At 74.5% G+C, this 13,542-nt stretch carries 11 protein-coding genes; 5 read left to right on the top strand and 6 right to left on the bottom strand.

Annotated features, from left to right (window positions below; translation table 11 throughout):
* The first annotated feature begins 256 nt into the window (after window positions 1–256).
* Complete coding sequence (locus ACIRST_RS28110; RefSeq protein ID WP_350521743.1) at window positions 257–664, top strand: YciI family protein; 408 nt, start codon at window positions 257–259, stop codon at window positions 662–664.
* An 8-nt stretch (window positions 665–672) separates the two neighbouring features.
* Window positions 673–1,830 carry an RNA polymerase sigma factor gene (locus ACIRST_RS28105; protein WP_402805235.1) on the top strand — a complete coding sequence of 386 codons (1,158 nt, stop codon included), beginning with the start codon at window positions 673–675 and terminating at the stop codon, window positions 1,828–1,830.
* Between the two features lie 18 nt (window positions 1,831–1,848).
* Here ACIRST_RS28105 and ACIRST_RS28100 read toward each other — a convergent pair whose 3' ends face one another.
* The 5 genes from ACIRST_RS28100 to ACIRST_RS28080 form a co-directional block, all read right to left on the bottom strand.
* Window positions 1,849–3,159 carry a DUF58 domain-containing protein gene (locus tag ACIRST_RS28100; protein ID WP_350521744.1) on the bottom strand — a complete coding sequence of 437 codons (1,311 nt, stop codon included), beginning with the start codon at window positions 3,157–3,159 and terminating at the stop codon, window positions 1,849–1,851.
* 121 nt (window positions 3,160–3,280) lie between these two features.
* Entirely contained in the window at window positions 3,281–4,294 is a 1,014-nt protein-coding gene (locus ACIRST_RS28095; RefSeq protein ID WP_402805224.1) for an AAA family ATPase, read from the bottom strand.
* Complete coding sequence (locus ACIRST_RS28090; RefSeq protein WP_402805223.1) at window positions 4,291–5,511, bottom strand: DUF4350 domain-containing protein; 1,221 nt, start codon at window positions 5,509–5,511, stop codon at window positions 4,291–4,293. The genes ACIRST_RS28095 and ACIRST_RS28090 overlap by 4 nt, the downstream gene beginning before the upstream one ends.
* The gene (locus tag ACIRST_RS28085; protein WP_402805220.1) at window positions 5,508–6,215 is read right to left on the bottom strand and encodes a DUF4129 domain-containing protein; all 708 of its coding nucleotides are present in this window, start codon (window positions 6,213–6,215) and stop codon (window positions 5,508–5,510) included. The genes ACIRST_RS28090 and ACIRST_RS28085 overlap by 4 nt, the downstream gene beginning before the upstream one ends.
* A gap of 5 nt (window positions 6,216–6,220) precedes the next feature.
* A complete protein-coding gene (locus ACIRST_RS28080; protein ID WP_402805217.1) occupies window positions 6,221–7,393 on the bottom strand; it encodes a glycerophosphoryl diester phosphodiesterase membrane domain-containing protein in 1,173 nt (390 codons plus the stop codon).
* 288 nt (window positions 7,394–7,681) lie between these two features.
* On the opposite strand from ACIRST_RS28080, the gene mtrA reads away from it, so the two are divergent.
* The 3 genes from mtrA to ACIRST_RS28065 are packed head-to-tail and all read left to right on the top strand — an operon-like array spanning window position 7,682 to window position 12,339.
* Complete coding sequence (gene mtrA, locus ACIRST_RS28075) at window positions 7,682–8,359, top strand: MtrAB system response regulator MtrA (RefSeq protein WP_030061806.1); 678 nt, start codon at window positions 7,682–7,684, stop codon at window positions 8,357–8,359.
* 1 nt (window position 8,360) lies between these two features.
* Window positions 8,361–10,472, top strand: a complete 2,112-nt coding sequence (gene mtrB, locus ACIRST_RS28070; protein ID WP_402805214.1) for an MtrAB system histidine kinase MtrB — start codon at window positions 8,361–8,363, stop codon at window positions 10,470–10,472.
* The gene (locus tag ACIRST_RS28065; RefSeq protein ID WP_396550503.1) at window positions 10,447–12,339 is read left to right on the top strand and encodes an LpqB family beta-propeller domain-containing protein; all 1,893 of its coding nucleotides are present in this window, start codon (window positions 10,447–10,449) and stop codon (window positions 12,337–12,339) included. The genes mtrB and ACIRST_RS28065 overlap by 26 nt, the downstream gene beginning before the upstream one ends.
* Window positions 12,340–12,455: 116 nt before the next feature.
* Here the strand turns inward: ACIRST_RS28065 and ACIRST_RS28060 are convergent, their stop codons facing one another.
* Window positions 12,456–13,178, bottom strand: a complete 723-nt coding sequence (locus tag ACIRST_RS28060; RefSeq protein ID WP_402805212.1) for a ComF family protein — start codon at window positions 13,176–13,178, stop codon at window positions 12,456–12,458.
* Window positions 13,179–13,542: the final 364 nt, after the last annotated feature.

Genomic DNA, 13,542 nt, shown 5'->3' with positions numbered 1-13,542 from the left:
AAGCTAAGCCTCACAGCGCCGATGGTACTGCAGGGGGGACCCTGTGGGAGAGTAGGACGCCGCCGAACAATCATTGCTGAAGAACCCCCATCCGGATTCCGGATGGGGGTTCTTCGCGTTTCCGGGCCTGTGCGGGGCCGGGACGGAAGCTTCTCGAAAAAATCTTGGTCGGCGATGTCGAGAACCCGTGGTCTGCTCCGTCCCTGGGGTGAGAGCGGCCCACAATGGGTGGCACCAGCATTGAGGGAGAAGCACGATGGCCAAGTACCTGCTGCTCAAGCACTACCGAGGCGCCCCGGACGCGGTGAACTGCGTGCCGATGGACCAGTGGACGCCGGAGGAGATCTCCGCGCACATCCGGTACATGCAGGACTTCGCGGCCCGTCTGGAGAAGACCGGCGAGTTCGTCGACGGCCAGGCGCTCGCCCCCGAGGGGACGTGGGTGCGGTACGACGGTGAGGGCCGGCCGCCGGTCACCGACGGTCCGTTCGCGGAGACCAAGGACCTCATCGCCGGCTGGATGGTGATCGACGTCGACAGTTACGAGCGTGCCGTCGAACTGGCCGGTGAGCTGTCGGCGGCGCCGGGGGCCGGTGGCGAGCCGATCCACGAGTGGCTGGAGCTGCGTCCGTTCCTGGCCGAGCCGCCGACCATCACGGAGTGACCCTCCCGATGAACGAGGCCCTGCTCCGGAGCCTCACACCGAGCGTGCTCGGGATCCTCGTCCGCCGCGGAGCCGACTTCGCGGCGGCCGAGGACGCCGTGCAGGAAGCGCTGGTCGAGGCGGTCCGCGTCTGGCCGGATGATCAGCCCCGTGATGCCAAGGGCTGGCTGGTCACCGTGGCCTGGCGCAAGTTCCTCGACGCGGCGCGGTCGGACACCGCTCGACGCCGGCGTGAGGACCTGGTCGACCAGGAGCCGGAGCCGGGGCCGGCGACCGAGGTGGACGACACGCTCCGGCTCTACTTCCTGTGCGCCCACCCGTCGTTGACGCCGTCCTCGGCGGTGGCGCTCACCCTGCGGGCCGTGGGCGGTCTGACCACCCGCCAGATCGCTCAGGCCTACCTGGTGCCCGAGGCGACCATGGCCCAGCGCATCAGCCGGGCCAAGCGCACCGTCTCCGGCGTGCGGTTCGACCAGCCCGGTGACCTCTCCACCGTGCTGCGGGTCCTGTACCTGGTGTTCAACGAGGGCTACTCCGGGGACGTCGACCTCGCTGCCGAGGCCATCCGGCTCACCCGGCAGCTCGCGGCCGCGATCGACCACCCCGAGGTGGCGGGACTGCTGGCCCTGATGCTGCTGCACCACGCCCGGCGGGCCGGCCGGACCGCGCCCGACGGCAGCCTGGTGCCGCTGGCCGAGCAGGACCGGAGCAGGTGGGACACCGGGTTGATCGCCGAGGGTGTCCGGATCCTGCAGGGGGCCCTCGGGCGCGACCGGCTGGGCGAGTTCCAGGCCCAGGCCGCCGTGGCCGCGCTGCACGCCGACGCGCCCACGGCCGGGGAGACGGACTGGGTGCAGATCGTCGAGTGGTACGACGAGCTGGTGCGCCTGACGGACAGTCCGGTGGCCCGGCTCAACCGTGCGGTGGCGGTCGGCGAGGCGGACGGTCCGCGGGCCGGGCTGGCGGCGCTCGCGGAGCTCGACGACTCGCTGCCCCGCCACACCGCGGTGGCGGCGTACCTCCACGAGCGCGACGGTGATCAGGGGACGGCGGCACGGCTGTACGTCGAGGCGGCGCACAAGGCGTCCAACCTCGCCGAGCGCGACTACCTGACGCGTCAGGCGGCCCGGCTCAATGCGGGGTTGAACGCCCGTGGGCCACGCTGAGGCGCCTGCCGGGGCGGGTCAGAGGCGGCCGGCCGCCTTCAGCGCCAGGTAGGTGTCGGCCAGGGCCGGTGCGATCCGCGCGGGCGGGGCGTCGAGGACGGTGACGCCGTGCCGGGTGAGGCGGTCGGCGGTGGTGCGGCGGTCGGCGCGGGTCTGCTCGGCGGCCGCCGCGCCGTAGACCGCTTCGACGGTGCCGCGGCCGGCGGCGAGGACGTCCAGCCGCGGGTCGGCGACGGAGGCCAGGACGACCTCGTGGCGCTTGGTGAGCAGCGGCAGCAGTGGGCGCAGGCCGTCCTCGACCGGCGCCGCGTCGAGGCCGGTGAGCAGGACGATCAGCGAGCGGTGCGGCGCCATCTTGAGGGCCGTGGAGACCAGCGAGCGCATGTCGGTCTCGTGCAGTGCGGGCTCCAGGCCGGCCATGGCGTTGGTGAAGGCGGGCAGCACCTCGTGGGCCGAACAACCGGCCACGGTGGCGCGCTTGACGGCGTCGTGGGCGAGCAGGTCGACGCGGTCCCCGGCGCGGGTGGCGAGCGCGGTGAGCAGCAGGGCCGCGTCGAGGGCGGCGTCCAGTCGCGGGGCGTCGCCGACGCGGCCGGCCGAGGTGCGGCCGGTGTCGAGGACGACGAGGATGTGGCGGTCGCGTTCGGGGCGCCAGGTGCGGACGGCGACGGTGTTGCGGCGGGCGCTGGCGCGCCAGTCGATGGAGCGGACGTCGTCGCCGGGCAGGTACTCGCGCAGGGAGTCGAACTCGGTGCCCTGGCCGCGGGTCAGCACCGAGGTGCGGCCGTCGAGTTCGCGCAGGCGGGCGAGCCGGGAGGGCAGGTGCTTGCGGCTGGCGAACGGGGGGAGCGCGCGGACCGTCCAGGGGACCAGGTGGGAGCCCTGGCGGGCGGCGAGGCCGAGCGGGCCGAACGAGCGGACCGTCACCCGGTGGGCGTGGTGGTCGCCGCGGCGGGTCGGGCCGAGCACGGTGACGGTCCGGCGCCGTTCGCCGCCCGGGACGGTGAGGGTGTGCCGGGAGGCGGTCTCGGCGGTGCCGGGGCGCCAGGACGACGGTGCCCAGGCGTCCCGGACCAGGGCGCGGAGGAGGCGCCCGGAGGGGTTGGTGACGGTCAACTCGACCGACGCGGGCTCGCCGAGCCGGACGGTGGTGTCGCCGCCCCGCTCGAACCGCAGCTCGCGGACGGGGGCGGCGAGCACCAGGTCGACCGCGGCGGCGAGCAGGACCACGCCGGTGACCAGCCAGATCCCGGACGTCGACGGCAGCAGCAGGCCCACGACGAGCGCGCCGAGCGCGGCGAGCAGGGCGGTTCGCCCGGTGAGGGCCATGCGGTGCGCTCCTTCGGAGACCCGTCGCCCCGGGGCCCGCGACGGGACGACGGGCGACGGGGCGCGGGCGATGGATCGGGCGGATCGGGCGGGATCGGGAGGGGCGGGTGGACCGGTCCGGTCAGCGCGGTGCGGGCGTCTGGGCGAGGACCGCCTGGATGACGGAGTCCGCGGTGACGCCCTCCATCTCGGCCTCGGCGCGCAGCGCGACCCGGTGCCGCAGGGTGGGCAGGGCGAGCGCCTTGACGTCGTCCGGGGTGACGTAGTCGCGGCCGGCCAGCCAGGCCCAGGCCCGCGAGGCGGCGAGCAGGGCGGTGGCGCCGCGCGGGGAGACGCCGATGGACAGCGACGGGGACTGCCGGGTGGCCCGGCAGAGGTCGACGATGTAGGCGAGGACCTCGGGGGACACGGTCAGCTTGGCGATCTGCGCGCGGGCGGCGGCGAGGTGCTCGGGGCCGGCGACCGGACGGACGCCGGCGGCGGCGAGGTCGCGGGGGTCGAAGCCGGCGGCGTGCCGGGCGAGGACCTGGAACTCCTGGTCGCGGTCGGGCAGCGGCAGGACCAGCTTGAGCAGGAAGCGGTCCAGCTGGGCCTCGGGCAGCGGGTAGGTGCCCTCGTACTCGACCGGGTTCTGGGTCGCGGCGACCAGGAACGGGACGGGCAGCGCACGCGGTTCGCCGTCGACCGTGACCTGGCGCTCCTCCATGGCCTCCAGCAGGGCGGCCTGGGTCTTCGGCGGGGTGCGGTTGATCTCGTCGGCGAGCAGCAGGTTGGTGAAGACCGGGCCGGGCTGGAAGGAGAACTCGGCGGTGCGGGCGTCGTAGACGAGCGAACCGGTGACGTCGCCGGGCATCAGGTCGGGGGTGAACTGGATGCGCTTGGTCTCCAGGTTGAGCGCGGTGGAGAGGGTGCGGATCAGCAGGGTCTTGGCGACGCCGGGGACGCCCTCCAGCAGCACGTGGCCGCCGCAGAGGAGCGCGACCACCAGCCCGGTGACGGCGGCGTCCTGGCCGACCACGGCCTTGCCGATCTCGGCGCGCAGGGCGGTCAGCGCGGCCCGCGGGTCGGTGCTGCCGGGGGTGGCGGTCGCCGTGCCGGGAACGGTGCGGAGCTGGGCGGTTGCCTGGTCGGTCACGGGTTCCGTACCTGCCTTTCGAGGGTGTCGAGGTCGTCGGCGAGCCGCAGCAGTGCGGCGTCGTCGGTCGGGGGCGGGCCGTACAGCAGGGCCCGGACGTCCCCGGCGGGCCGGTCGGGGAGCCGGTCGGCCACGGCCGCGCAGAGTGCTTCGGGGTCGGGCGCGCCGGCCCGGAGCGGGACGCCCAGGGCCGGGGCGAGGCGGTGGGCGGCGGCGCGGCGCAGGGCCTCGGCGGCGTGGCCGTGGGCCTTGGCGCGCCGGTAGAGGCGGGCCCGGCCCTCGGTGGTCTCGGAGGCGCGGACCACCACGGGCAGGTCCTCGCTGACCACCGGCCCGAGCCGTCGGCCGCGCCACAGGGCGGCGAGCCCGGCGGCGACGACGAGCTGGTAGTAGGCCCAGTGCCAGCCGCTCGGGATGTAGTCCTCGAAGCTCTTGAAGCCGTTGCCCTCGGCGAGCGGGGCCGAGTAGTCCGGCAGGTGCCAGGTCAGGCGGGGCTGCGAGCCGAGCAGGCCGAGCGCGAGGGCGGCGTCGCCGTCTGCGGCGAGCTTTCCGTTCTGCAGGAAGGCGCCGCTGCCGAGCACGACGACGTCGCCGCCGTCGTCGTTCCGGGTGCCGACCAGGGGGTAGCCGTGGCCGCGCGGGTAGCAGCCCTCGCCGCGGCTGCCGCTGGTGTAGAGCATGCCGCCGAGGTGGGCGCTGCCGGCCCGGGCGGCCTCGATGAGCGAGCAGTCCGCGTCGGTGCTGCGGACGGAGGCGTACGGCAGGCCGCCGTCCTCCTCGGACAGCCGGATGCCGGGTGCGAGCGCGGTGAGGGCGGCCGGGCCCGGGGCGATCAGGACCAGCCGCCGGTGCCGGGCGGCCGCGACGGCGCGCAGCTGGTCGGCGGAGAGCAGGTCGGGCTCGGGCAGCACGAGGGTGTCCGGGCCGGCCGGGTTGCCGGTCGGGTCGGTGGTGAACTCGGCCGTGAGCCCCTGGCGTTCGAGGAGCGCGACGACGGCGTGGGCGCCGTCGGCGTCGTACGAGCGCGGGTCGAGCGGCGGGTAGAGGTGGTCCCGGCCGAGGGAGGTCACGAGGAGGGCGCCGATCAGCAGGGCCCCGAGAAAGGCCAGGTACCAGCGGGCGCGGCGCCACAGGCCGCGCCCGGTGGGGGCGAGGCTGGTCGGGGCGGCGCCGGGGGGCGTCCCGGCCACCGGCGGCGCGGGGGTGGTGGCGGTCATGCCGTTCCTCCCGGGGCCTGGGTCGGCACGGGGGCCGGGACGGCCGGCGGGCCCGGTGCGAGGACGGGACGGGAGCGCTCCAGCGTCCGGTCCAGCTCGTGCAGCAGCCGGTACGCGGCCTGGTCGGCGGTGCGCTCGCCGTACGCGATGTCGTCGAAGGTCCGGGCGGCCGCGGACAGGGCGGCGGCGTGTTCGGGCAGCGCCCGGCCGGCCTCGGCGGCGGCCTCGTCGGCGGTGCGGCCGGGGCGGGAGTCGAGCAGGGTCCGCTCCTCCAGGGCGCGCACCAGGGCGCGCATCTGCTCGCGGACGGCCTCGGTCCAGCGCCCGGCGGCGGCGTGTCCGGCGGCGTCCGCCCGGTACTGCGCGGCGCTGCGCGGGCCCTCGACGCCGTACACGTCCCCGAGGGTGCGGGCGGCGCGGCGGGGCGCGCCGAGGCGCCACCACAGTGCGGCGCCGATCAGCACCGCGACGATCAGGAAGAGCACCAGGCCGGTGGTGCCGTCGGTGCCGTCGCCGGAGATGCCGCTGAGCGCGCCGGAGATGTGGTCCCAGAACCAGTCCATCGCCCGTTGCAGGACCGACGGGTCGTGCTTGTGGTACTCGGCGTCGAGCAGTTCGTCCCGGGCGGCGTCGCGCGCGGGGTCGCGCGGAACGGTGACCGGGGTGCCGCCCGCGGCGAGGAGCCTGTCCCCCCAGGTAGGCATCCGGTTCAGCGCCCCGCCGGGGTCTGGTCGGCCTGTCCGCCCCAGCCGGTGCCGCCGTACTCGGGCAGGCCGGCGGCGCGGGCGAGCTCGATGTCCAGGGCCTCGCGGCGGATCCGCTGGTCGACGTAGAGCAGGACGCCGACGGCGGCCATGAAGGGGGTGGTGAGGGTGCCGGCGATGATCCCGGCGACCGCCATGAGGGCGACCATCCCGGCGCCCTCATGGGCGGCAGCGGTCAGGCCCTGGCCGGCGAAACTGTCGAGGCCCAGCAGTACGCCGAGGAAGCGGAACGGGACGGCGATGACGACCGCGACGACGATCGACAGCACCTTGCTGACCAGCGTGATGCCGAGGATCCGCCACCAGGAGCCGCGGACCAGGCGCCGCGAGCGCGACAGCGCGGCGGCCACGCCCTGCTTCTCCAGCATCAGTGCGGGGGCGGCGAGGCTGTAGCGGATCCACAGCCAGGCGGCCACCGGCAGGGCCAGCAGGCCGACCAGGGACAGCAGCGCGGTGGTCGCGGGCTCGTCGGCGCCTCCGGCGCTGTAGCCGAACATGGGGGCGAAGCCGAGCAGGGCCACACCGGGGCCCATCAGGGCGGTGAGCAGGGTGAGCCCGAGCAGCTGCAGGAGGCGCGGCCGGGCGTCGCGCCAGGCCTCGCCGGCGGTCACGGAGCGGCCGAGCACGGCGCGGCTGACGACGATGGTGAGCAGCGCGGCGGCGAGCACGTCGAGCAGCAGCTGCAGCGGCAGGGCGGCCACCAGTCGCAGGGCCTGGGTGGCGGTGCCGGTCTTGCCCTTGACCAGGAGGTCGACCACGACGGTGCCGCCCTGGGCGATCACCGCCATGCCGAGCGAGAGGGCGAGTACCGTCCGCCACTGCCGGCGGACGGTGCTGACGGCGCCGTCGAGCAGTTCGCCCATGCCGAGGGGGCGCAGCGGGATGACGCCGGGCTTGGGGCTCTGCGGCGCGCCCCAGCCGTACGGCTGCCGGCTGCCGGGGGGCTGCTGTCCCCACTGAGGGCGGGCCTGCTCGCCCGGGTGGGCGTTCCAGCCGGGGGTGGCCTGCGGTGGTGCCGACGGCCCGGGCACGGCGGCGGGCGCGTCGACCGGGGGCCGGACGCCGTCGCGGGGTGGCTCGGACGAGCCGGGCGAGGCCCAGCCCGGAGTGTCGGTCATCACTGCTCCTCGGAGGGGCGTCGTGGGCGCGACTGCGGATGGATCTTCCACCCGCGCGCAGCGCCAATCGTGCCATGGGGTCGGAGCAGGCCCCATGGGGATCCGGTTGCTGATCGGCAACGGGGCGCCGAGGTGGCGCGGGCGGCGCGCCGCGGACGGTTCGGCGGTGCTCCACCGGGGGTCATTCGCCCGGTATGGCCGGAATTCACCGGCAGTCGGAGTTGGCCGTTCTGGAGCAATGGCACTGCTGTGCGGCAGGTCACAATCCGGTAATGAGAAGATGGACGCATGAAGGGACGCGTCCTCGTCGTTGATGACGACTCCGCACTGGCCGAGATGCTCGGCATCGTGCTGCGTGGTGAGGGTTTTGAGCCGTTTTTCGTCGCCGACGGGGACAAGGCACTAGCCGCGTTCCGGGAGACCAAGCCAGACCTGGTCCTGCTCGACCTGATGCTGCCCGGCCGGGACGGCATCGACGTGTGTCGGCAGATCCGGGCCGAGTCCGGCATCCCGATCGTCATGCTGACCGCGAAGACCGACACGGTCGACGTCGTGGTGGGCCTGGAGTCGGGTGCCGACGACTACGTCACCAAGCCGTTCAAGCCCAAGGAGCTGGTGGCCCGGGTGCGCGCCCGGTTGCGCCGCGCCGAGGAGCCGACGCCCGAGCAGCTGACCATCGGCGACCTGGTGATCGACGTGGCCGGTCACTCCGTGAAGCGGGACGGGCGGGGCATCCCGCTGACCCCGCTGGAGTTCGACCTGCTGGTCGCGCTGGCCCGCAAGCCCTGGCAGGTGTTCACCCGCGAGGTGCTGCTGGAGCAGGTCTGGGGCTACCGCCACGCGGCGGACACCCGCCTGGTCAACGTCCACGTGCAGCGCCTCCGCTCCAAGATCGAGAAGGACCCGGAGCGCCCCGAGATCGTGGTGACCGTCCGCGGCGTCGGCTACAAGGCCGGACCCAGCTGACGTGACGGACCGGGCTGACGAGACCCCGTCGGGTACCGCGACCGACGGGGCCGGGGCCGTGCGCGGGGACGTGCTGAGTTCGACCACCCGCCGCCGACGCGGCCCCTCCGGCCTGGTCGGACTGGTGAAGCGCCAGCTGCGCCGTCCCACCCACCGGGTGACCGCGCTGTACCGGCGGTCGATCCAGCTGCGTGTGGTCGCGGTGTCCCTGCTGGCCTCCATCGCGGTGGTCCTGGTGCTGGGTGTGGTCGTGGTGGCGCAGGTGCGCACCGGCCTGCTCGACACCAAGATGGACGCCGCGCGGGCGCAGGCGAGGATCGGCTTCCAGGTCGAGCAGAAGAAGATCGACGAGGCCAGGGACCAGAAGCTGCGGGGCACCGCCGACCCGACCGTCGACGAGACCGGCACCTGGCTGCTGCGGCAGGTCAACGACCTGGCCGGGAGCGGGCAGACCGTCTACTCGGTGATCGCGATGGCGCCCGGCACCGGCGCCGTCGTCCCGGACACCGGGGGCTTCGCGCCCCGCTACTCGGGCGACATCCAGCCCAGCAGCATCCCGGACACCCTGCGGGCCAAGCTCATGTCCGAGCCCGGCCAGATGTTCGACCAGCCGACCCGGATCCACCGCGCGCCCGAGAGCAGCGTGAAGTCCGAGCCCGGGCTGGCCCTCGGCATGCAGTTCGTCGGTCCGGCCGGGAACAGCTACCAGATGTTCTACGTGTTCTCCTTCGGCCAGGAGACCGACACCCTCAACCTGGTCACGGGCACCCTGGCGACCGCCGGCGTGTTCGTGGTGATCCTCATGGGCGGCATCGCCTGGGTCGTGGTGCGCCAGGTGGTCACCCCGGTCCGGATGGCCGCCGGGATCTCCGAGCGGCTCGCCGACGGGCACCTGGAAGAGCGGATGAAGGTGACCGGGACGGACGACATCGCCCGCCTCGGGGAGTCGTTCAACCGGATGGCCAACGCGCTGCAGGCACAGATCCGCCAGCTGGAGGAGCTGTCCCGGGTGCAGCGGCGGTTCGTCTCGGACGTCTCGCACGAGCTGCGCACCCCGCTGACCACGGTGCGGATGGCCGCGGACCTCATCTACGACAGCCGCGAGGACCTCGACCCGATGGCGGCCCGCTCCGCGGAGCTGCTGCAGGGCCAGCTGGACCGCTTCGAGTCGCTGCTCGCCGACCTGCTGGAGATCAGCCGCTTCGACGCCGGCGCCGCCATCCTGGACGCCGAGCCGGTCGACCTGCGGGAGATCGTCGGCCGGGTGGTGGAGGCCGCCGAGCCGCTGGCCGAGGCCAAGGGCAGCGCGGTGGTGATCCGCGGCGACGGCGAGCCGGTGCTGGCCGAGGTGGACTCCCGCCGGATCGAGCGCATCCTGCGCAACCTGGTGGTCAACGCGCTGGAGCACGGCGAGGGCCGCGACGTGGTGGTCCGGCTGGGCTCGGCGGACGGCGCGGTCGCGGTCGGCGTGCGCGACTACGGCATCGGCCTCAAGCCGGGCGAGGCGTCCCGGGTGTTCCACCGCTTCTGGCGGGCCGACCCGTCCCGGGTGCGGACCACCGGCGGCACCGGCCTCGGCCTGTCCATCGCGGTCGAGGACGCCCACCTGCACGGCGGCTGGCTCCAGGCCTGGGGCGAGCCCGGCGGCGGGTCGCACTTCCGGCTCACCCTGCCGCGCACCCGCGGCGGCGAGATCTCCCGGGCGCCGTTCCGCCTCGAACCGGAGGACTCCCGCAACAACCGGGGCCTGGGCACGTACGGCATGCCGTACCGTCGGGCGATCAGCCCGGTCGGCTCGACGGCGATGGCCGTCGCCGAGGAGCCCACGGAGGCGCCGGACGGCGGCGGAGCCGGCTTCGGCTTCGGCAGCGGGCTCGGCGGGGTGCTGAACATCGGCCCCGGCCTCGGTCGGAGCCGGATGCCCGAGGGCCCGCGCTCGGACCCCTCGGACGTGCGGACGGCGGGGGCGGGTTACGGGGCGACCGGCGCCCAGGTCATGGTGGACCCGACGCCCGGACGGCCGTCGGTGGCACAGCGGACGGCGGAGCCGGACATGACGGGTGGGACGGACGTGGAGGGGTCGCAGCGTGCGAGGGACGAGCAACAGGACTGAGCCGCGGCTCCTCGCGGTGGCCGGCGCGCTGCTCGCCCTGACGGCGAGCGGCTGCGCGGCCATGCCCGACTCCGGCGGCATCACCAAGGTGGAGCTGTCCCAGGGCTCGGCGGACAAGAACCTGCAGGCCAGGGTCTACCCGGTGGCGCCGGGCAAGGGCGCCAAGCCGCGCGAGCTGCTGACCGGGTTCCTGGACGCGGTGACCGCCGACGAGGGGTACGAGACCGCGCGCAAGTACCTCACCGAGAGCGCCGCCGCGGCCTGGAAGCCGGAGGCCGGGATCCGGGTGCTCTCGTCCACGACCATCCCCGGTGGCCAGGACGTCGTCGACACCGACGCCCAGGCCACGGTGACGGTGAGCGGGCAGCTGGTCGCCAGCGTCGACGAGAAGCGCTCGTACCTGCAGGTGGCCGGGCAGAACAACAACGTCTCCTCCGACTTCACCTTCGTCCGGGAGAAGGACGGCGAGTGGCGGATCGACAAGCTGCCGCCCGGCGTGATCATGAACGAGACCAACTTCCGGAACAGCTTCCGGCAGGTCGAGCGGTTCTTCTACACCGCGCCGGACCCGTCCGCGGTGGCCTCCGGCAACGCCGGCCAGGAGGTGCTGGTCGCCGACCCGATCTACCTGCGGCGCCGAATAGATCCGCTGACCACGGCCGCCCAGGCGCTGGCCGACGGGCCCTCGACCTGGCTCTCGCCGGTGGTCCGGACGGCCTTCCCGAACGGCGCCAGGGTCGACCGGGTGACCATCGATGACAGCCGGGTCGCCCACGTGCAGCTCGGCGAGGCGGACGTCAGCGAGCCGATGGCGTGCCGGCGGATGGCGACCCAGCTCTTCTACACCCTCGCCGACCAGGGCAAGGGCCAGGTGGAGCGGCTGGAACTGAAGGGGCAGCGCGGCTCCTGCACCGCCAGCCGCACCGACGTGCCGGCCACCGGCCCGGGCGCCCTGGCCGGGCCGACGCCCACGACGCAGTACTACCAGCGTGCCGACGGCGCCCTGGTGGCGACCGACGAGGGCCGCCCCGGGGACCCGGTCCACGGGATCCTCGGCCGACCGCAGTCGAACACCAAGCCGGGGCTGGGCGCCATCGCGGTCAGCCGGAGCGGCTCCCAGGCCGCCGCGATCAGCGAGGACGGCCACCAGGTCTACTCGGTGCCGCTGACGGACGCCGCGGTGGGCCTGGGCGATCCGGTGCTCACCTCGCAGGCGAAGTCCGGCGACAAGGAGGACGGCTTCGCCTCGCCCAGCTGGGACGGCCGCAGCGACCTGTGGGTGGTGGACCGCAACCAGCAGGGGCAGCGGGTGGTGATGGTGCGCGGCAACAAGTCGTACACCGTTCCGGTCGAGGGCCTGACCGGGCAGACCGTGCAGTCGCTGAAGATCTCCTCGGACGGCGTCCGGGTGGCCCTGGTGGTCAAGACCCCGGGCGTGGCCATCCGCTCGCTGATGTTCGGCCTGGTGGTGCACGGCGGCACCCCGCAGGCACCGACGGTGAAGATCACCGGGCTGCGCCGGGCGGCCCCCACGCTCACCGACGTCGCCTCGGTGTCCTGGGCGGAGACCGACCAGCTGCTGGTGCTGGGCAAGGAGGCCGACCGGACCCAGCAGCTCTACTTCATCAGCACCGACGGGTCGCAGAGCACGGACACCCAGCTGCAGAGCGCCGAGAGCATGATGACCGTCGCGGCCTCGGAGTCCCGGGGCGACCGCCTGACCCAGGCGCCGCCGGTGCTCGCGATGGCGGAGGTCAAGCAGCCGGACGGCAAGCCGAGCGAGCTCAAGGCCTACCGCCTCGTCAACAACCAGTGGCGGGAGGCCCCGCTGATCGACAAGCCGCGGTCCTTCTTCTACGCGGGCTGACGGCGAATCCGGACGCGGGCTGACGGCGGGTCCGCGCGGGCCGACACGCCGTCCGGGCCGGTTCGACGCAGCGTCCGTACGGGCTGACGCCCCCGCGGGCGCCGCTCGGCCACCCGTCACCCCGCCGGGTGCACCTCGGTCGCGGCGACCGTGGCGGCGGCCCGGGCGGGCAGGCCGGCGTCGGCCAGCGCCCGGGCGGCCTCGGCGAGGCTGGCCCCGGTGGTCACCAGGTCGTCCACCAGGACGGGGTGACGCCCCGCCAGTCCCGACCGCGCGCGCGGCAGCACGGTGAGCGCGCCGTGCAGGTTGCGGCGGCGCTCAGCGGCGTTCAGCCCGGTCTGGTCGGCGACCGGTCGGGCGTGACGCAGCATCGACGCGGCCCGGGCGTCCAGGCCGGCCCGGCGCAGCGAGCGGGCGGCGGCCCCGGCCAGCCGCAGCGTCGGGTCGTGTCCGCGGGCGCGGACGGCCGCGCGGGTCGAGGGCATCGGCACCAGGAGCAGCGGGGCGGCACCGGCCCGCGGCCCCAGCGCGGAGCGCACCGCCCGGCCGAGGGCCTCGCCGAGCGGACCGGCCAGCCGCAGGGCGCCCCGCTCCTTGTGCGCGAGCAGCAACTGCCGGACCGGGTCGGCGTACGGCGCGGCGGCGTGCGCCCAGGGCAGCAGGGTCGGGCCGGGCCGCGCGGTGGCGAGGACCCGTCGGCAGGCCGGGCAGAGCTGGGTGCGTTCGCTGCCGCAGCCGGCGCAGTTCGCGGGGAGCAGGACGTCCAGCAGCCCGGCCAGTGCGTGGCCGAACGGTCCGTGTGCGGACGGTGGACGGATGGTGGGGGGATGCGGCGGCACGGCTGCTCCTGGCGGCGACAGGCACGGGGAGTGAGCAAAGGATGCGCCGTATGGGGGTCGTTGTCCAGGTATTTACCCATACTTCACCCTGGGGAGGGTAGACAGGGTGCAACAGCTTGACCGCCCGATCGCAGTATCGGGTCATACCCCCCTTCCCGCCCGGGGAGGCGAAAACCCCGCGCGAGGTGTTCGATAAGGCACCAGGGGGGTTTCAACCGTCCCTGGTGGGGAGGAAGTGAGGTGAGGGCCAGTCGTTTCCCGCCGCTGGCGGGGGGCGGGGGGCCGGCAGTGGATGGGCTGGTCCAGCTGGGTCTCAGCCCGATCCGGTAGCACCCGGATCGGCGTCAGCACGAGGGATCGGAGT

This window comes from Kitasatospora sp. NPDC101447, assembly GCF_044767225.1.
In the GTDB taxonomy this organism is placed as follows: Bacteria; Actinomycetota; Actinomycetes; order Streptomycetales; family Streptomycetaceae; genus Kitasatospora.
Note: the sequence above shows the minus strand (reverse complement) of the source record. Positions and strands in the feature narration are given on the sequence as shown.